Genomic DNA, 21,196 nt, shown 5'->3' on the forward strand with positions numbered 1-21,196 from the left:
CCATTCTATCCTAAAAGGAGCACAAGAGGTGAAACATTTCATTAAGCATGCTTGATACTGTGGTTATTTCTGTAGCCGTAATAGAATTGTACAGCAGCAAGAACGACATTGACGTAATTTAGAACATTAAACCAAGTATCGATGCCACCGACTTTTGTAACACCAAAGTAAACCCAGAAACCGACGATAGCTGCGACCACATTGATCCAAGCAAAAGTCTTTTGAAGATTTTGATTATCGGTTACGAACCACATCCAAATAACATTGATAATAAACCAAGCCATTAAAATCCAAAACATTGTTGTAAACATAATATCCACTCTCCTTTTGTTGTGATAGTGAGTAATCACTATCAACTTACAAATACGAGTATAGTTCTTTAATTTTAAAATGCAACAAAAAAAGCAATTTGAAATTAAAAAAATTTCAAATTGCTTTTTTGATAGCCCTATAAGGCTTTTTTCTTTTTATTACTGTCAATTTTTCTTTTCATTTTTTTAACATAGACTTGGTTCAATGGAACTAATAACCAAATATAATCTGGTCTAGTAGAAGATATGTCCCAAGGAATTACTTTTAAATTTTCCGGATATTTTTTCTGCTCAATATCTAATGGTAAGACGTCCAAAGAAGTTATCAAAACATCAACATTTTTATAAATGACACTTGGTACGACATTTACAAAGCCTAAAGTTTTAATATTTCTCAAGACAACTTCAGCGGCCTGATTACCAGGATCAATCAAGACTTTGACATTAATAATATCTTCTTGTCTGATAGTTGAAATATAACTGGGAAGGACTTGGAAAAGATTTCTAGAAATCAATTCAGCAGCATTATAAACGCCAGGGAACTCGTTTTGGTCCACGTTTGAGAAGAACTTATAGATATCTTTATAAAGGTCAGTATAGGTTCTTTCCTCGTCATTACTGTACATGGTATCAAGATGCATGATGGAGTAAGGCGCCATGATGTAATAAAAGACAATATCACGCGTGACATAGGTCATAATGTGTTTCAAAGTCTTTTGATCATGGTAAACCGTCATATCATCGTGATAATGTTCTTTCAAGAAATCTATAAAGTGATAAACGAGCGCATAGAATTTTGGATTGATTCTGGCGTTAGCGTTGATCGGTTGTTCGAAAGCTGTATCACTAGGTTGAAAGGCTGTTTTACTAAAGAGATTAATCAATTTATTTTCACTATCTAAAGCATCAACAGGTACGATGGGGTAATCTTCATGAGTTAAAAGATCGCCTCCAAGCATTTGATCACCAAAAACAACACTGTAATAAGGTAAGTCATCAATATAGTTGCGCTTGATTAAACGAATTCTGGAAATGGCTAAGAAATATTTCAATTGGAAATGTACGATTAGATTATCGAAAGTGATTCCAGAACGAGCAATTATTTGATCAATTGAATTCTCTTGAATCAGACCGAAAGGCCATTCTTGACCGTGATATGTGTACCAATAGACATAATATGCCATCCAACGAATGTTCTTCTCATTACCCTTAATTTCAAGAGTTGAGTTGGAAATCTTGAGACCAAAGTTTTTAAGGAAGGCTCTGAATTTTGACATTCGACGATTGAGAGTTGATTTACTAGTAAAGTGATCATTACTAAAACTCTCAAACGAAGGATTAGCACTGGTCAAACCATAGTTGAAGGCTTGAAATACTACCGAATTTTTGACCAAATATAAACGGTAAGTATCAATTGAGATCTTACTAAAATTGATTGATTCAATTTTAGTATCGCTGGGGTCGATATCAGGGGCTACGTCAGCAAGATCTTCCAGCAGTGCTTGAAAAATGTTATATGTTTTTTGATATGTAAATTGTAGCCTACTACTGATATTACTTAAGTTTACTTCACGAGGAGGTAATGATTTTATTACGGTAAGCATGCGATATTTTTCCACATCTTGCTTAACTAAGAAAATTTGCTCCAACATTTGTCGTCCCCCGGTAACATTTAAATTAAAAACCTTAATAATATATGAAACACTACTTGCTACTATCTTAACATTTATTTATAATGTTTTGTAATCAGATAGAGGTGCAATCTTTATTATTAGTATTTTGGAGTGCGGATAGGGTACTTTGAAAAAATATGAAAGGAAAGTTTGCCGAAATCAATTATCCCTACTTGGTAATTTGATTGGGCTACTGCTTAATAGGTGGTGGACTGTCGTATTGTGGAGAGTTAAGAATAACGGGAACTTCCGAGGTTTACCTGACTTCTTAAAGTGGACATGCCATTTGTGTGCCATTTTAAGAATTTAGTAATAGGAAGAATTCATTGTTTGCAACTCGCTTCTAAACGTTGAGCTATTGATTAGGGATATTATAATCCTTATTATCGGTAGTTCCTCTGATAATATGGGTTTTTTTTGTGCCCAAAAAGGGGAATTAAAGATGGAAAATGATAATGATATGAATAGGTCGCTAAAGACAAGACATTTGTCAATGATTGCACTTGGCGGTTCTATTGGAACGGGGTTGTTTGTTGCCAGTGGTTCGTCGATATCAACCGCTGGTCCTGGGGGAGCCTTGATAGCTTATGTGGCTATCGGTATCATGGTTTACTTCTTAATGACTAGTTTGGGTGAAATGGCAACGTTTATGCCTGTTTCTGGATCATTTGCAACTTATGCAACAAAGTTTATTGATCCTGCTTTTGGTTTTGCTTTGGGATGGAATTATTGGTTTAACTGGGCCATTACTTTAGCAGTTGATCTATCAACCATTGCCCTAGTTGTGAAGTATTGGTTCCCAAGTTGGACCTCATGGAAGATTAGTTTAACTTTCATGCTAGTGCTTTTGGTTATTAATTTTATCTCGGTTGGTTCATTTGGTGAAACTGAATATTGGTTATCATCAATCAAAGTAACAGCTGTAATTATTTTCTTAATTGTTGGTATTTTAACTATTATGGGTATTTTAGGCGGACACGGTGCTGTCGGCATGTCTAACTATACTTATAAGAAGGCCCCATTCGTTGGGGGTATTCCGGCCATTCTGAGTGTCTTCGTTGTTGCTGGGTTCTCGTTTCAAGGAACTGAGTTGATCGGTATTACAGCTGGAGAATCAGCTACACCTGAAAAGAGTATTCCTAAGGCTATCAAACAAGTTTTCTGGAGAATTCTTTTGTTCTATATTTTATCAATTGCCGTTATTGGTGCTTTGATTCCTTATACAAGTCCTAACTTGTTGGGATCAGGCGCCGGCGATATTGCCATCAGTCCTTTTACCATTGTCTTCAAAAAGGTAGGGATTCCTTTGGCTGCTGGTGTTATGAATGCAGTTATTTTAACTTCAGTTATTTCAGCCGCTAACTCAGGACTCTATGCTGCCAGTCGGATGCTGTGGTCAATGAGTAAAAATGGCATGGCACCAAAGGCTTTCCAAAAAACCAATAGTCGTGGTGTTCCAGTCTTTTCATTACTTTTGACAGCTGTTATTGGTGGAATTGCTTTGTTCACAAGTTTGTATGGTGATTCATTCTACGAATTACTAGTTGCCGCTAGTGGTTTAACCGGATTTATTGCTTGGTTAGGAATTGCTTTTTCACATTATCGTTTCAGAAAAGCTTACTTATATAAGGGTTACAGTCTGGATGATTTGAAGTATAAAGCTAAGTGGTTCCCATTTGGCCCATTACTGGCAATTGTTCTGGGAATTATTATTATCATGGGACAAGATGTTCGTTCAATGGTAGACTTCAATTTTGGACGTCTTTTGATCAGTTATAGTGGATTGATTATTCTCTTCATTTGTTGGGCTTATTATAAGATCAGATATAAGACTAAGTTCTTGAAACTTGAAGATATTGATGTAAAAGAAACTAAAAATGGTAACCACTACTAGTTGTATTTTGTAACATTTTAAATTATGATAATAAATGAATATAAAGCTAATAGAGTGCCTACTCAAAAAACCTTTCAGAGAGACGATGGTTGGTGTAAATCGTTATGGTTTTTATTCCAGCATTCTGGCAACGGGTAATTCCGTTCGGATTGATCCGATAAAGTCTGAAAGTGCAGTGTATTTCGTATACGCTGAAACTGGGTGGTACCGCGAATGGTCGATTCGTCCCTTTATTGGGATGATTCGGCCATTTTTTTGTTGGTTTTAAAGATAAGTTCTTTTTTTGTAGCGGAAGGATGCCGCTCTCCGCAAGGAAGAAAAATTGGCTGGAACATAGCGGGCACAACTTGGAGCCTCTTGTTCCAAGAGTCTTCAAGCTTGGCCTTTTACTAATCCGGCAAAATTCGCCGAATAAGTAAAACTTCGCTATTGAGCCATTTTTCTTCCTTGCTCCGAGCTAGGGTTTTGTTTTTAATGATATTCAATATTATTGTATTGGAAATGATTAATTACTAAATGTAGCAGTTGTTATTTTGTATATATATCATTAAGAATATAAAAATAAACAACCAAAACACTAGCCTGGAACAAAAATTGAAATTGGCTCAGTAGTGAAATTGTTCTTAGTGGGGAACCCACTTAGAACAAGGCCGAGCTTGAAGACTTTCGTCGAAGACAAAAGGCTCCAAGTCGTGCCCACTACGTTCCAGCCAAATTTCGATTTTTGTGGAAGGCGGCATCCACCAATCAACCAACTAAGAACTTGAATAATATACATGAGGGAGAAAAATATATGTTAGATATCAAGCTAATCAGAAAAGACCCTGAATGGATCAAAACAAAATTGGCATCACGTGGTGTTACTAGTGACGAAATCGATGAATTACTTTCATACGATGAAAAACGTCGTGAACTCTTAGTACAAACTGAAACTTTGAAGGAAAAGAGAAACAAGGTTTCACAAGGTATTGCTACTAAGAAACGTAACAAAGAAGATGCTTCTGATGAAATTGCTGCTATGAAACAAGTTGGTAGTGACATCAAAGAAATCGATACTGAGCTTCAAGATGCTGAAGGCAAAATGAACTATATTTTAGTTCGTCTACCTAATATTCCTGATGATTCTGTACCAGTTGGCCCTGATGAAAGCACTAATGTTGAAATCCGTAAGGTTGGTGCTATTCCTACTGAAGGATTCAAACCTCGTCATCACTGGGATATTGGTGAAGAATTAGGTATCCTTGATTTTGATCAAGCTACTAAGGTTGCTGGTAGTCGTTTCGTTTACTATCTTGGTATGGGTGCTCGTCTAGAACGTGCCGTTTATAACTTTATGTTGGATCAACATCAACAGGAAGGTTATACCGAAGTAATTCCTCCATACTTGGTTAACAACGGAGCAATGTTTGGAACAAGTCAATTTCCTAAGTTTACCGAAGATGTTTATACTGTAACCGTTGATGAAAACCCATTGACATTGATTCCTACAGCTGAAGTTCCTTTGACAAACTATTTTGCTGATAAAATTTTGGACGTTAAAGATCTTCCTAAGTATGTGACAGCTCTAACACCATGTTTCCGTTCAGAAGCTGGTAGTGCTGGCCGTGATACTCGTGGATTGATCCGTATGCACCAATTTAACAAAGTTGAAATGGTTAAGGTTTCAAAACCAGAAGAATCATACAATGAATTAGAAAAATTAACTGCTAATGCAGAAAATATTTTGCAAAAGTTAGGTCTTCCATATCACGTTATTGTGCTATCAAGTGGCGATGCCAGTTTCAGTTCAGCTAAGACATATGATCTTGAAGTTTGGATGCCTGCTCAAGACAAGTACCGTGAAGTATCAAGTTGTTCTAACTGTCTTGATTTCCAAGCTCGTCGTGCTCACATTCGTTACCGTGACGAAAATGGTAAGACAAAACTTGCTCATACCTTGAACGGTTCAGGTCTTGCTGCTGGTCGTACTGTGGCCGCAATTCTTGAAAATTACCAAAATGCCGATGGTTCTGTAACTATTCCTGATGTTTTAGTACCTTATATGGGTGGCGTAACAAAAATTACTAAAGAAAATGCCAAATAGTTATTGACCTTAGGTCTGTAAATTGATAAGATTTAATAGTTCTGTTAAAGAGCTGTTAAATTATTCCGGTTTAGCTCAGTTGGTAGAGCACCTGACTGTTAATCAGGTTGTCGTCAGTTCGAGTCTGACAACCGGAGTTATAATACTTAGGAATTACCTAGGTGTCACATAAATTACATCTAGTTCATTAGAATTAGATGTAATTTTTTTTTGCCGTGTTAGCTCAGTTGGTAGAGCATCGGTATCGTAAACCGGCGGTCACAGGTTCGACTCCTGCACACGGCATTCTTGATAATGAATTAAATATTTACCTCCCTGGAGAAACGTTGTTAATTCAACGTTTCTCTTTTTTTGTATCAAAAAAGGAATGCCACATGGACATTCCCAATGAATTACTAATTATTTAATTTGATTCAAAGCATTAGAGACGGCTTCTTTGATAGCTTTACTAGAAGCAGAAGCACCAGAAACGGTATCAACGTCAACGGAATTCTTGGCGACAATTTCTTGTGGTAATTCTTTGACAGCTTTCAAACCGTAGTCATCTGATTCACTTTGTTTTAGAATTTCAATACTTTGGATATTGTCTTTACTGTCAGCGGTAACTCGAACGACGATTTCATTACCCATACCAGCAGTTGATTTACCGATATATTGATTTTCCTTGGTTTCGTAATGTTCTTCAGCTACATCAGAACCCAAGCCTGATTCGTGGACACTGGCTGAAGATTTTGCATCGATTACTGGAGTATCGGTTTTGATTTCAGTTTTTTCACTGGCGGCATTTTCACCAGCAATTTTACCTAAAATAAGATTCTCAGCTAAATTACTACCACCGTTGTATTGGCGCCCCATGATACTACCCAATTCACCGATAGCGTAAAGATGAGGGATAACAACATTGTCATTGTCGACTACTTCAGCTTTGGCGTTGTGAACGGGTCCACCTTGAGTATTTAATAATCCTTGAACCATAGCTAAAGCGTAATAAGGACCATCATCAAAGGCAGTCAAAGTTTTGGCATCACGGTTATAGGCATAATCGCGTTTAATTTCAGCAAAATGATTAAAGTCTTTGATGGTATCAGTCAATTTAGCGACATCAACACCCATCACTTCGGCTAGACTAGCAAGATTATCAGCTTTAACAACTGATTTCAAAAATTCAGGATAAGGTGCATTTTGATCATTAACTAGTTCATCATATTTCTTTTGATCAAAAATTACGTAAGGATGACGTTGTGCCAGTGGGATTCTCCAGTTACCGTGATCTTTAATATGACCATGGCGATGAATCTCGTTTTCATCGAAGTAACGACTACCATCATCACCAACGACAATCAAGCTACCTTGATGGAATGCAGGCCAGTCGAATGGTAAGAATTGTGAGCGTTGACCGGCAGCTGGTTTAGGAGTTAGTCCATGGAAAATACCATATGATTCATAGTTGTCCATATTGAAAAGTTGGGCACCCACTTCACTAGCCATTTTGACACCGATACCTTTGTTATATAGGGAACCAATGGGATTAAGACTAGTTTCGCCAAGATAATTTTCAACCATTTCAGGATTATTCTCAAAACCACCAGTAGCCATAACGACACCATTTTTAGCGTGAACGTTTAATGATTTACCGTTACGTTTGATTTGAACACCGACAACTGCCTTGGTAGTAGGATTTTGAATCAAATGTTCAGCTGGTGTGTTGTAGAGGACATCAATTTTATCAGCACGTTTGAGTACTTGCTGACGGAGATTTTTCCATAAAGCTGAGTCGGCAACACCTTCATGCATGGCAACTAAATCGTGAGTTGCTTGACCAGGAAATTCAACATATTCGTGAGCCATAAAGTGTAAGGCTTTGGAAACGGGTGAGTCAGGATGTTGAGCCATGATAAACGGTTTAACACCAAGGTATTTTTCAATATAAGTTGGGATATCATATAGACCCTTGATATAGGTTTCCATCAAGTCATTGTCATATGATAAAGGAAAGGCTAAAGCTTGATAGTATTTTCTCAAATCGTTGAGATCAGAACCAGTTGAAATAACTTGGCCAGCGTAACGAGTATTACCACCTTCGTGACCCTCTGGAGCTGAGTCAGTTAGCAAAACTTTCGCATTATTATCAGCCGCAAAACGTGCAGCTGTGGCACCGGCACCACCAAAACCAAGAACGACGACATCATAAGTTGCGTCCCATGTTAATCTTGAATCCTCAAACATAATCTTCACTCCAATTCCTCTAAATGTTAGGATTAATATAACTCTATTTATGGATCTTGTGAATGAGTTCCTTTTGTCGAAAACGACATAAAAGACTATGCTGTAAGAGTTCATGGATATAAATTATTTTTTTAGATGAATTGAGGAAACTCTATGGGATTAATAAATAAAAATTATTATGCATTGGGAACAGTGATCAACTTAACTGTGGCAGAACCTGCAACTAAGGATGATTTAGATGTGGGGTATCAATTGATCCAAAATTTTGAAGATAAATTGACGGTCAATCGGACTGAATCAGAGGTCATGTCAATCAATCATAATGCCGGAATCAAGGCTGTTAAGGTGCCAGAGGATACTTATGGTCTGATTAAAACGGCCGTAAAAGTTAGTCGTAAAAACTTGGGATTTAATGTTGCAATTGGTCCCTTGGTTAAATTATGGAAGATTGGGTTTAAGGGTGCTAATAAACCTTCTGATGCTGATATCAAACAACGTTTGAAGTTGATTGATCCAGATAGAATTGAATTAAATGATGAATTGCAGACAGTTTTTCTATTGGATCAAGGAATGGAAATTGATCTAGGTGGTATTGCCAAAGGTTATATTGCTGATCAAATTAAACAATTGTGGTTAAAGCGCGGAGTTGAAACAGGAATTATTGATTTGGGCGGTAATGTCTTATTAGTTGGTCCAAGCCTTCATACTGATCAGATGTGGAATGTGGGAGTGCAGAATCCCATCAAACCACGCGATGTTTCTCTGGGAATGGTTCATATTTCGGCCAAATCAATCGGAACTTCAGGTATCTATGAACGAAAGCTGATTTTGGATGGTCATGAGTATCATCATATGTTTGATTCTAAAACGGGATATCCAATTAAAAATAATCTCGCCAGTGTCACGATTATTAGTGATAAATCGATTGATGGCGAAATTTGGTCAACGATTGGTTTTTATCAAGGTATTGAAAAGGGACGTGCTTTGATTGAAGCCCAGCCTGGGATTGAAGCGGTCTTTATTACGAAAGAATTAGAAACTTTTGCGACATCAGGTTTGAAAAACAATTTTAAACTAATATAATTATTTTATATATAAAATATATACAATTATTTATATTGCTTTCTTTAAGGAATCATTTTACAATAATTACGAAAAATAAAATATAAATGGGATGATTAACGATATGAATAAATTTATTGCTATTGTTGGATCAAATTCCAACAAGTCAACTAACCGTGAATTGTTGGAATATATGAAAAATCATTTTCAAAATCAAGCTGAGATTGAATTGGTCGAAATTAAAGGTCTACCTATTTTTAAAAAGAGTGCCGATAAATATGTACCGCAAGCTGCCAAAGATATTGCTATTAAAATTGAAAACGCCGATGGGGTTATTATTACCACTCCTGAATATGATCATTCAATTCCAGCAGTGTTATCAAGTGCCTTAGCCTGGCTATCTTATGGCATTCATCCACTATTGGACAAACCAGTGATGATTACAGGGGCATCATATGGTTCATTGGGTTCATCACGAGCCCAAGCTCAATTACGTCAAATCCTTGATTCACCAGAATTGAAAGCGCGTATCATGCCTAGTTCAGAATTTTTATTAGGCCATTCATTACAAGCTTTTGATGATAATGGAGATTTAAAAGATATGGCAGCTGCCAAACAATTGGATGGTCTTTTTAAAGACTTTTTGCAGTTTGTAAATATTTCAAAACAATTAAATAATGCTAATAGTGTCAATATACAAAAAGCAGAACAGTTTTCATGGGATAAAGATTAGGAGGAGTAATATGAAATTAGTTGGTATTGCAGGCTCGATTGCTGATCAATCATATAATCGGACATTACTAAATTTTATTGCTAAACATTTTAAAGGTATCGTTGATATTGATGTCTTAGATATCAATGAAGTGCCGATGTTTAATCAAGATGATGATCAAACAAACAGTGCCGTTATTCAAAATTTGAGTAAAAAAATCAGTGCTGCTGACGGAGTTATTATTGCAACTCCAGAACATAATCACAGTGTGCCTGCAGCTCTAAAGAATGTGATTGAATGGTTATCATATGAAATTCATCCATTAGATGGCAAGCCAGTGATGATCGTGGGTGCTTCATATCATACGCAAGGTTCATCACGGGCCCAATTACACTTGAGACAGATTCTGGAAGCTCCAGGTGTGAATGCCATTGTATTACCTGGTAATGAATTCCTATTGGGTGATGTTAAATCAGCTTTTGATGATAATGGTGATTTGAAGGATCAACGTACGATTGATTTTCTACAAACAACGCTTAAAAAATTTGTTATGTTTGCGAAGGTGATTAATATGATTGGAAAAACAGACGATTACGAAAATGAAGATCTATCTGCAAAAGCTGGGACTGATACTACAATTGAAGGTGTTGATATGAATGCCGACGACTGGTTGGATCAAGCTTCTAAGAAGGTCAATGCAGTTGAGGGCAAGACATATGTAAAACTCGACAGCGGTTTATTGACTGTGGATCAATTGAATTATTTCTTGAAGACGATTCCCATTGAATTAACTTATGTTGATGAGAATAATCAATTTATCTATTACAACCGAGCTTTACCAACAGAGGATATGTTGGCCAAAAGAACACCCGCTCAAGTAGGGGATGCTCTTGATAAAGTTCATCCAGCAATTAATCGTGTTATCACTCATGTTAAGCAAGTTATTAATGCTTTACGCAATGGCAAAACTGATCTCGTTTCAATGCCAGTACCTGGTGGTGACGAAGAAAAGCATCATGTGATGCATTATTATAAGGCCATGCACGATGAAGATAATAATTATAAAGGTGTTAACGAATGGGCTGTTGATATAAAACCAATCGTTGATGAATATCTCAAATCTACTGGTCAAAAATTAGTTAAAGATCCAGATGCAAAACTTGATACAACTTCTGGTGCATCCAAAGCACCCGCTAAAGCTGAAGTTGATGCTATTTCTGGTGCATCTGAAGAACCAGCTAAACCAGAAGTTAAAGCTGATGTCACTTCTGGCGCTTCGAAAGCATAATTAACCTCCCGTCTTCCATAAAAATCGGAAATAGGCTGGAACGCTGAGAGCATCGTTTCGATTTTCATTCCAGACTAATTAACACTTTGCTTATTTTTTTCTGTTAATGAAAAAACATATTTTTAACTCAAAAAGTCTGTATTAACTGATATTTTTCAGTCAATACAGACTTTTGCTTATTTTTAGAAAGATACATTTTAATACTAAATATTTAGTTAAAGTCAGTAATATAAAAAAATTTCCAATTATATATAGTATAAAAACTAACAACCTTGCGGAGAGCGGAACCATACTAATGACTCCATTAATTTATGCTCTAGTGGATCTTTTAGATTTTTGTAAAAAACGACAAAAAAAACAGCCTATCTGAGGGGACGGGCTTGTTTTTTTGCTACACGATTGCGCGTAACGGCATTACCAGTAGTGTCAGGGGTAAAAATATGAATGCTTGTGAGGTTTCCATATTTGTCAAATAGAGAGGGATTTGTTAATTAATGAAAGCATTCAAAGTAAATTATTGTAATGGGATACGCAATTTATAAGTGAGAATTGATTGAGGGGGGCAACTCTCATTTTCTTGCGAGTAATAAGGTAACGATATGAGGATGTGTATCGCAACCTTCATTAAAAGAGTTAAAAAGGAAGGAATTGCATTTCATATCTTTACCCCTTTCACAGTTACTAATATATCATATATGTTTAAACAACTATATTCATTTTGAGAAAATTTATTTGTTTTCATTTGACCTAATACTATTAATAAAGCATTTGATCTGTTATTAGTGAATTTTCTATATCGGAAAATAAAAAATAGCAAAAAAAAACAGCCTATCTGAGGGGGACGGGCCTGTTTTTTTGTTACACGATTGTGTGTAACGGCATTACCAGTAGTGTCAGAGGTAAGATATGAATGCTTGTGAGTTTCCATATTTGTCAAATAGAGAGGGATTCGTTAATTAATTATTGAAAGCATTCAAAGTAAATTATTGTAATGGGATACGCAATCGATAATGAGAATTGATTGAGGGGGGCAACTCTCATTATTTGCGAGTAAGCTTAAGGTTATGATATGAGGATGTGTATCACAACCTTCTTTAAGAGTTAAAAAAGGAAGGAATTGCATTTTCATATCTTTATCTCTTTCACGCCTATAATATAGCACATGTGTTTAAACAATTAAATTCATTTTGGAAGAAAAAATTTATTTGTTTTTAATCTCACAAACTAAATAATTTATGAGATTATAATAGTAACTTCATCCTTGGGTTCTTGGTATAAATAATACTCATATTGAGAAATTGTGGGGTGTAAGTTAACAAAATTATAGTTAACATTCCATTTTTTTATAATTCTGATATATTTTTTTAAATATCGTGTAAGCGCTTTTATTATGCAAGGAAATTAACTATAATATAAATAAAAAAGGGTGGCAGTTATTATGAAGGTAAGTATTGTAGGTTGTACTCATGCAGGAACTTTTTCAGCAATGAACATCTTAAAGGAACATCCTGATTGGGAAGTTTCTGTCTTTGAAAGAAATGATAATCTTTCATTCCTATCATGTGGGATCGCACTTTGGGTTAGTGATCGTGTTTCAGATCCTAACAAGATGTTTTATGCTAGTCCAGATGCTTTAACTAGCTTAGGGGCACACATGTATATGCAACACGACGTGACAGATATTGATTTTGATAATAAGAAACTTGCTGTGAAGAATTTGGTAAGTGGCGAAACATTTGAACAAGATTATGATAAATTAGTCATCACCACTGGTTCTGCTCCAGTTGTTCCCCCAATTCCAGGTATTGATTCAAGTCGAGTAATGCTCTGCAAGAATTGGACTAATGCTAATGAATTAAAAGAAAATGCTAAAGATATCAAGAGTGCCATTGTTATTGGTGCCGGTTATATCGGAGCTGAACTTGCTGAAGGTTATGCAACTCTTGGCAAAGAAACAACTTTGATTGATGCTTTACCAGATGTTCTATCAAAGAACTTTGACCCTAATATGTCAAAAGTCGCTGAAAAAGATTATACCGATAATGGCGTTAAATTAGGCATGGGTGAAAAAGTTGAATCATTTGAGGAGACTGATCACAGTGTGATTGTTAAGACTGACAAGAATACTTATGAAGCTGATATTGCTGTTACATGTATTGGTTTCCGTCCTAATACAAAGATGTTTGCTGATGAATTTGAAACACTACCAAATGGTGCTTTGATTGTCGACAAGTATATGCATACAAGTAAACCAGATGTCTTTTCAGCTGGTGATGCTGCTTCAGTACACTACAATCCAACTGATGATAATCAATATATTCCATTGGCAACAAACTCAGTTCGTCAAGGAATCCTTGTGGGTAAGAATATTGAAAAAGATACTGCTGCCTACATGGGAACACAAGCTAGTTCAGCGGTTGAGTTGTTTGGTAGAACTTATGCCGCAAGTGGTTTGACAGCCGAACATGCCGCAGTTTTAGGTAAAAAAGTTGAGACTGTTTCCTTGGAAGATAATTATCGTCCAGAATTCATGTTATCAACAACTCCCGTTTTGATGAACTTGGTTTGGGATCCTGAGACTAGAGTTGTTTTAGGTGGTGCTTTGACAAGTAAGTATGATGTTTCACAATCAGCAAATCTTTTGTCATTGGCTATTCAAAAGAAGGTTACAATTGATGAATTATCAATGGTCGACTTCTTGTTCCAACCAAACTTTGATAAACCAGTGAACTACGTCAGTGCTCTAGCAGGAGCAGCTGTGGAAAAGGCTGATGCTGCTAAGTAATTGATGGCAACTCCCTGATCATATAATATAAAATATCACGAATCAGCAGCCAGTGAGGCTGCTTTTTTGTTGCCGTTTTGGCCTATCTTAATGCCTGGTATAGATGCTATAGAAGGTTTTGGTTTTATGGTGGGTAAAAAAGGTGCTAATAAGACTGAAGTGGTTTTTGAACAGAAGCAAAATCAGAAGGGCAAACTTTTTACTGATTTAGATAATTTATTGTTGCACCAAAAGTATGAAGCAGCTGTCCATTATGTTTATGCCCAGGAATTTAATCTGGATCGAGGGAGTTATTATCAATTGGGGCTGTGGCTGATTGCTAAGTTACAGCGAATACCTGAAGTTGATGCAGTGATGTTGGCTGAATTTGTACATAATATTAAAAAATATCAGGGATCAATAATTCAAAAATAAACTTCACAAATTATTCGTATTTAAGAAGAATTCATTTCATAAATTAAAGTTATTATGTATACATAGTCAAATATGGCTATATAAAAACGAGGTGAAGCTTATGAAAAAACATCCTATTCTTGTTTTAACGGGTGTATCAGTCTTAGCTACTGTTTGTACTAAGATGATCAAAAGTCATAACGAAAAAAGATTTTTGAACTAAATTCGAACTAGCCATAAATACAAAAATACATGAATTAAAACCATTCAAAATAAAAACAACTAATAACAACTCGAGGTAAACTATATGAAAGAAAATATGAGACAAGGCTTGCGTAAGCAAGCCTTTTTTGATGTTTTCTTTTTGCATTTGTTCGAATAATCCCATATGATTTGAATAGTTAGTAAGGAGAAATTATTATGTCAAAACGTCTTATCCGGTATTACCTTGGAGCGTTTTTTCTTAATCTGGTTATTATTTCAATTATATTTGCCTATTCAGGATTGGTTCCTTTTGGGAGTAATAATTTTTTGAGTAGTGATCTGGGGACCCAATACTTGGCGTTCTTAACTGAATTAAGACGGCAGTTGGTTACTGGTAACTTTCATCTGTACTTGTTTAGTCAGTCTTTGGGAGATAACTTTTTCCCGGTCATCAGTTATTATTTACTGTCACCATTCAACTTATTGTTGGTTTTGTTCAGTTCGAAGGGTGTTCCTGCAGCAGCAAATATTATTATTATGCTCAAGATTTCAACCATGGGTGTGACGATGGCGTATTTTTTGAAGGAATATTTTCAAAAAGATAATAGCGCTAATTATATGTTTACCTTGGCTTACAGTTTCTGTGGTTTCGTAGCATCTTATTTCTATGATTTGATGTGGTTAGATGCATTGATTATGTTGCCACTAGTAGCAGTCGGAGTAATGCGGGTTATTAAACAACATAGATATGTCCTGTATTATTTTACGATATTATTTTCAATTATTTTTAATTACTATTTGGGTTATATGCTTTGTATTTTTTCACTCTGTTTCTTCATTTACATTGCTTTAGAACAGAATCTTTTTCAAGCTCATGACAAATGGATCGTAATGAGAAATTATCTAATAACCTCTATCTTGGCCGGTCTGAGTTCAGCAGTTGTTTTACTGCCAACTTTGGTAGGAATGCTGAAGACGGCCAAAACTTCATTTGATATTTTTAATTATTTACCATCAGCTCGCTTTGGATTAGAGGCTTTAACCGAACTGGGAATTGGTGGAAATACCTTCGAGCAGCGTTTGGAACATGGACCATCTGTTTTTATGACTTCAGCTATCTTAATTCTTCTATTGAGTTATTTTGTCAGTGCTCGGGTTAGTAATAAAGATAAGCTTAATTCAACCATGCTTTTAGGAATATTATTGATCAGCATGTTTGTGACAACCTTCAACACAATTTGGCATATGTTTCAAAATCCTGCTGGTTTTCCATTTAGAAATAGTTTTATTTTTTCATTCGTTTGCATATTTATTGCTTATAAGGCGTTTGATCTTGGCGTATTCAAAGATATTGGAACAATTATAAAAGGCACTTGTTTAGCTGGTATATTAATTTGCTTAGGTTATTCAACGGAATGGTTATTACCAAAGATTATTGAGCAATTAGGTTTTGGAACTCCCAACAATCAATATGATGGTCGTTATTTCTGGCTAAGCTTAATTTGTATCATTATTTCTGGAACGATCCTCTTAACTTTGAATTTGAATAAAAACTTTTTATTCTTGATGTTATTAATGATGTCATTTGAAGTAATTGCTAATTTTAATTCAGTAATGAGTACTGCTAGCTTTGGGAATCAGTTGGTCTACCGCAAGGAATTTGACCGTGAGGATGATATTCTTCAGAGTGTGAAGAATCGGAGTCACAAAGGACACCGAATTATTGTTTCTAAGTCAGGTTTGAATAAGGCTTTTCCAGAAAAATATAATAATTATAATGATCCTATTCTTTTTAATATTAATGGTGTCAGTCTATATAGTTCTACATTGAATCAGAATACTTTAGAGATGATGCATAAGTTAGGTTATTTCAGTTTAAATGTCCGCCGGGTCAGCTATTATGGAGGAACTAATTTAACCAATGCTTTGTTAGGAGTCTATTATCGAGTCCGTCAGTGGGATGATCATTATTATGTCGAAGAGAATTATAATGCTCCCACATTGGGATTTTTGGTCAATCCAAACGTTTATGGTTTCAAGATGCACTCTAAACAGGCTTTGACCAATCAGGACCGTCTCTGGCAAGCTCTGAATGGTAATAATTCTGAATATTTGAAAAATGCTCTATTGAGTAGCATGCAACAGAGTGATGTTAATAATAAAACGATGTATACCTATCAGTTGACGACTCGAGCAAGTGGACCGTTGTATTTCTACGCCACACCGATGAATTACGCTACAGCAAAAATTTATGTTAATGGAAAAAGAATCACAACTGCACCAATCAATGTTTATAGTGCAGCCACGTTACATTTGGGCCACTTTAAGAATAAACAGAGGGTTGAAGTTAAAATCTTAACTGATAAAACGCTTGATGTTAATCCAGAATATTTCCAATCACTTGATCAGGCTAAATTTTTACAAACAATCGCACAATTTAGAGCTAATTCATTGAAGATAACATCTGATTTGAATCATGATACTGTTCGTGGAACAATTAAAGTACCAACGGATTCACCGATGTTACTCAGTATTCCATATGATAGCGGTTGGAGTGTTAAGGTTGATGGACAAAAGGTTAAGGTTCATCGAGTAGTTGATAATCTGATGGCAGTTGATTTAAAGACGGGTTATCATAAGGTGGTTTTAAATTATCAAGTTCCAGGATTAAAAATGGGTTGGGTTATTTCGATAGTATCGATTCTTCTATTTATTGGATTTATTTACATATTAAAGCCTAAAAAGAATATTAAATAGTCTAAAAATTAATATTTATAACAAAATAATGAAAATTCAGCAAAAATATTTGCAATATTATGTAGATGTTATAATATTTTGATATGAACCGTTTACATAAAAAATGAGGTGAAGTAATGTCAAGTGAATATATTATGGCAATTGATGAAGGTACAACAAGTACTCGAGCAATTATCTTCGATCAATCTGGAAGTAAAGTGGCTGATGCTCAACGGGAGTTTACACAACACTTTCCTGAACCAGGTTGGGTGGAACATGATGCTAATGAGATTTGGAATGCCGTTCAGTCAACGATAGCTAATGTTTTTATTGAATCTGGCATTAAACCAAAACAAATCAAGGGAATCGGGATCACTAATCAACGTGAAACCACGATTGTCTGGGACAAAAAAACTGGTCTACCAATTTATAATGCCATTGTTTGGCAAAGTCGACAGACCTCTGAAATTGCTAATAAGTTAAAAGAAGCCGGTTATGGTGACATGATCCATGAAAAAACTGGTTTGCTGATTGATCCATATTTTTCAGCAACTAAAATTCGTTGGATCTTAGACCATGTTGATGGTGCACAGAAGCGAGCCGAAAATGGTGAACTATTATTTGGAACCATCGATACTTGGCTTTTATGGAAGCTTTCTGGTGGAGCTGCTCATGTAACGGATTACTCTAATGCCAGTCGAACAATGTTATTTAATATTCATGATCTCAAATGGGATGATGATATTCTAAAAGCTTTGAATATTCCTAGAGCTATGTTGCCAGAGGCACGTCCTAATTCAGAGGTTTATGGAAAAACTAAGAGTTACCATTTCTATGGTTCCGAAATTCCAATTTCGGGGATGATCGGTGATCAACAGGCTGCATTATTTGGTCAAATGGCCTTTGAACCCGGTATGGTTAAAAACACTTATGGCACCGGGGCTTTTATCGTGATGAATACAGGTGAAAAGCCACAATTATCTGATAATAATTTATTGACGACAATTGGTTACGGTATCAATGGCAAAGTTTATTATGCCCTTGAAGGTAGTATTTTTGTGGCTGGGTCAGCTATTCAATGGTTACGTGATGCGATGCATTTAGTTGATTTCGCTCCAGAATCTGAAGAGGCTGCTTTAGCTTCGACAGACGACGATGAAGTTTATGTAGTACCTGCCTTTACCGGTCTGGGTGCCCCTTATTGGGATAGTGATGCCCGTGGAGCAGTCTTCGGATTGACTCGTGGAACAACTAAAGATGATTTTATCAAAGCCACGTTGCAATCATTGGCCTATCAATCACGCGATGTTATTGAGACGATGAAGCGCGATACTGGGATTGATATTCCTACTTTAAAAGTTGATGGTGGAGCAGCTAATAATAGATATTTAATGCAATTTCAAGCTGATATTTTACAAACACCAGTACAACGAGCTAAGGATTTGGAAACTACTGCTTTAGGAGCTGCCTTTTTAGCTGGACTGGCAGTTGGCTATTGGGATAATCTAGATGATATTAAAAAGCAGTATGCGACTGGAGCAACTTTTAAACCAGATATGGATCCCAAACGGGCTGATTATCTATACGAAGGTTGGCAAGAAGCAGTCAGTGCAACTAGAAAATTCAAGCATAAAGCTACAAAATAGTTTTTTAGTCGGGTTAATGTAAGGATTTCGCTCTCCACAAGAAAGAAAAAATTGGCTGGAACATAGCGGGCACAACTTGGAGCCTTTTGTTCCAAAAGTCTTCAAGCTTGGCCTTTTCCTAATCCGGCAAAAGCTGCCGAATTAGGAAAATCTCGCTATTGAGCCATTTTTTCTTTCTTGTTCCGAGCTAGTTTTTAATTTGTAATATTGTACAGTTGAAAACTACTGGGTATGTCTTTGAGGAATCTTTATACTATGTAACGAGTTTAATATTCTAGGTTGAGAAAAGTCCTTTTCATAAGTGAACTCTAAATTGTGTTCAGTATGATTAGATTAATTTCTTGATGTATTTTCGTTAATAATAAAACATAAGAATTAATAACCTAGCCTGGAACAAAAATGGTAATTGGCTCAGCTGTGAAATTCTACTTAGTCAGCTTGTTTTGCTGGCTTAGTAGAAGGCTCGCTTTCGAAACAACTCTGAACCTGAGTTGGTTCGAAACGATGCCCACAGCGTTCCAGCCAAATTACCATTTTTGTGGAAGGCGGCAGCATCTATAAAGAATTTAAAATAAAAGGCGGATTGCGCCTTTTTTGGCGTGTGGGAGTTAATGATGGAGAAAGAATATATTTTAGCAATTGACGAGGGGACGACAACTGCTCGGGCAATTATCTTTGATCATAGTGGTAAAAAAATCGCAACTGCGAGACATCCAATCAATCAAATTTTGCCTAATCCAGGTTGGGTTGAGCATGATCCTAATGAAATTTGGAATGCGGTTCAAACGACAATTGCAACTGCTCTGATCAATTCAGGGATTAAACCAAAACAAATTAAGGCAATTGGTATTGCCAGCCAACGTGAGACGACGGTTGTTTGGGATAAGGAAACTGGTTTACCAATTTATAACGCAATTGTTTGGCAGAGTCGTCAAACGTCTAAACTAGCTAATGATATGATCAAGGCTGGTTATAAAGATGAAATTCATCAAAAAACTGGTCTGATTATTAGTCCTTACTTTTCAGCTACCAAGATCCGCTGGATCTTAAATCATGTTGATGGTGCTCAGGAAAGAGCGGAGAAAGGTGAACTACTATTTGGAACAATTAATACGTGGTTACTTTGGAAATTAACTGATGGTGATAGTTTTATGACCGATTATGCTAATGCCAGTCGAACGATGATCTATAACATCAATACTTTGCAATGGGATGATGATCTGTTGAAGCTATTTAATATTCCACGTGCGATGCTGCCTGAAGTGAAATCTAATTCTGAAATCTTTGGTGTAACGAAGAATGATCAATTCTATGGTTCAGAAATTCCTATTTCAGGGATGACTGGTTCGCAGCAGGCTTCGCTCTTTGGACAAATGGCTTTTGAAAAGGGTATGGTCAAGAATACCTATGGAACAGGTGCCTTTGCGGTAATGAACACTGGTGATAAGCCGGCTATGTCAGATAACAATTTGTTAACGACTATCGCATATGGAATCAACGGTGAAATTAAATATGCTTTAGAGGGTAGTGTTTTCATTGCTGGGGCGGCACTACAATGGCTTCGGGATGATATGAGGTTGGTCAACAGTACACCGGAAACGTCTGACGCAGCGAAAGCCTCAACTGATCAAAATGAAATCTATGTGGTACCTGCTTTTGCAGGGCTGGGAGCTCCTTACTGGGATAATCAAGCTCACGGAACTATTTTTGGAATCACTCGTGGCACGACCGATAAGGATTTGATCAAAGCAACTCTTCAGGCAATTGCTTACCAAACAAAAGATATTATTGAAACAATGAGTTCTGATGCTAAGATTCCAATCGAGGTTTTGAAAGTCGATGGGGCTGCTTCGGCTAATGATTATTTGATGCAATTTCAAACAGATATTTTAGGAATCTCTCTACAGCGTTCATCTGAATTGGAGACCACTTCGTTAGGGGTTGCCTTTATGGCTGGATTAGGAGTTGGTTTTTGGAAAGATTTGGATGATATCAAAAAAAATTATCAGACTGGTAAAACTTACGAACCTAAGATGGCCGATTCAGTGCGTAGAGATCTCTATGATGGATGGAAGAATGCGGTTACAGCAACTATGGCGTTCAAACATAGCCACTAAAACATTAAGAGCCTATATTAAAAGGCTCTTATTTTTATATGTTGTTATAAAAGGATTTCAAGCGTT

General features: G+C 36.2%; 13 protein-coding genes, 2 tRNA genes and 1 riboswitch. Of the genes, 12 read left to right on the forward strand and 3 right to left on the reverse strand.

Annotated features, from left to right (window positions below; translation table 11 throughout):
• Window positions 1–41 precede the first annotated feature (41 nt).
• Together IV57_RS02845 and IV57_RS02850 are read right to left on the reverse strand one after the other, a co-directional pair.
• A complete protein-coding gene (locus IV57_RS02845; protein WP_057879988.1) occupies window positions 42–311 on the reverse strand; it encodes a hypothetical protein in 270 nt (89 codons plus the stop codon).
• A 137-nt stretch (window positions 312–448) separates the two neighbouring features.
• Window positions 449–1,963: a helix-turn-helix domain-containing protein gene (locus tag IV57_RS02850; protein WP_057879989.1), complete on the reverse strand. Its 1,515-nt coding sequence runs from the start codon at window positions 1,961–1,963 to the stop codon at window positions 449–451.
• Between the two features lie 91 nt (window positions 1,964–2,054).
• Window positions 2,055–2,241: riboswitch (Lysine riboswitch) on the forward strand.
• Between the two features lie 185 nt (window positions 2,242–2,426).
• Between IV57_RS02850 and IV57_RS02855 the strand changes: the two genes are divergently transcribed.
• From IV57_RS02855 to IV57_RS02870, 4 genes are all read left to right on the forward strand, one after another.
• Window positions 2,427–3,878, forward strand: coding sequence for an amino acid permease (locus IV57_RS02855; RefSeq protein WP_057879990.1), 1,452 nt, complete (start codon window positions 2,427–2,429; stop codon window positions 3,876–3,878).
• Window positions 3,879–4,671: 793 nt separating this feature from the next.
• Window positions 4,672–5,961: a serine--tRNA ligase gene (gene serS / locus IV57_RS02860; RefSeq protein ID WP_057879991.1), complete on the forward strand. Its 1,290-nt coding sequence runs from the start codon at window positions 4,672–4,674 to the stop codon at window positions 5,959–5,961.
• A gap of 64 nt (window positions 5,962–6,025) precedes the next feature.
• A tRNA-Asn gene (locus IV57_RS02865) sits at window positions 6,026–6,098 on the forward strand.
• Window positions 6,099–6,173: 75 nt separating this feature from the next.
• Window positions 6,174–6,246: transfer RNA gene (locus IV57_RS02870), tRNA-Thr, on the forward strand.
• A gap of 114 nt (window positions 6,247–6,360) precedes the next feature.
• On the opposite strand, the gene IV57_RS02875 is transcribed toward IV57_RS02870, so the two are convergent.
• Window positions 6,361–8,187 (reverse strand): FAD-binding protein, encoded by a 1,827-nt coding sequence (locus IV57_RS02875; protein ID WP_057879992.1) that lies wholly within the window; start codon window positions 8,185–8,187, stop codon window positions 6,361–6,363.
• Window positions 8,188–8,340: 153 nt separating this feature from the next.
• Here IV57_RS02875 and IV57_RS02880 point away from each other — a divergent pair, with 153 nt between their 5' ends.
• The 8 genes from IV57_RS02880 to glpK (IV57_RS02915) all read left to right on the forward strand — a co-directional run bounded on the left by IV57_RS02880 (window position 8,341) and on the right by glpK (IV57_RS02915) (window position 21,130).
• Complete coding sequence (locus tag IV57_RS02880; RefSeq protein ID WP_057879993.1) at window positions 8,341–9,270, forward strand: FAD:protein FMN transferase; 930 nt, start codon at window positions 8,341–8,343, stop codon at window positions 9,268–9,270.
• A 103-nt stretch (window positions 9,271–9,373) separates the two neighbouring features.
• Window positions 9,374–9,982 (forward strand): NADPH-dependent FMN reductase, encoded by a 609-nt coding sequence (locus IV57_RS02885; protein WP_057879994.1) that lies wholly within the window; start codon window positions 9,374–9,376, stop codon window positions 9,980–9,982.
• 10 nt (window positions 9,983–9,992) lie between these two features.
• The gene (locus IV57_RS02890; protein WP_057879995.1) at window positions 9,993–11,249 is read left to right on the forward strand and encodes an NAD(P)H-dependent oxidoreductase; all 1,257 of its coding nucleotides are present in this window, start codon (window positions 9,993–9,995) and stop codon (window positions 11,247–11,249) included.
• 1,438 nt (window positions 11,250–12,687) lie between these two features.
• Window positions 12,688–14,034, forward strand: a complete 1,347-nt coding sequence (locus IV57_RS02895) for an FAD-dependent oxidoreductase (RefSeq protein WP_057879996.1) — start codon at window positions 12,688–12,690, stop codon at window positions 14,032–14,034.
• Between the two features lie 126 nt (window positions 14,035–14,160).
• The gene (locus IV57_RS02900) at window positions 14,161–14,448 is read left to right on the forward strand and encodes a hypothetical protein (protein ID WP_157051890.1); all 288 of its coding nucleotides are present in this window, start codon (window positions 14,161–14,163) and stop codon (window positions 14,446–14,448) included.
• Between the two features lie 399 nt (window positions 14,449–14,847).
• Complete coding sequence (locus IV57_RS02905) at window positions 14,848–17,388, forward strand: YfhO family protein (protein ID WP_057879998.1); 2,541 nt, start codon at window positions 14,848–14,850, stop codon at window positions 17,386–17,388.
• A gap of 116 nt (window positions 17,389–17,504) precedes the next feature.
• A complete protein-coding gene (glpK, locus tag IV57_RS02910) occupies window positions 17,505–19,013 on the forward strand; it encodes a glycerol kinase GlpK (protein WP_057879999.1) in 1,509 nt (502 codons plus the stop codon).
• A gap of 614 nt (window positions 19,014–19,627) precedes the next feature.
• Window positions 19,628–21,130 carry a glycerol kinase GlpK gene (gene glpK, locus IV57_RS02915; protein ID WP_057880000.1) on the forward strand — a complete coding sequence of 501 codons (1,503 nt, stop codon included), beginning with the start codon at window positions 19,628–19,630 and terminating at the stop codon, window positions 21,128–21,130.
• Window positions 21,131–21,196 lie beyond the last annotated feature (66 nt).

The sequence above is a fragment of the Companilactobacillus kimchiensis genome (genome assembly GCF_001438805.1).
In the GTDB taxonomy this organism is placed as follows: domain Bacteria; phylum Bacillota; class Bacilli; order Lactobacillales; family Lactobacillaceae; genus Companilactobacillus; species Companilactobacillus kimchiensis.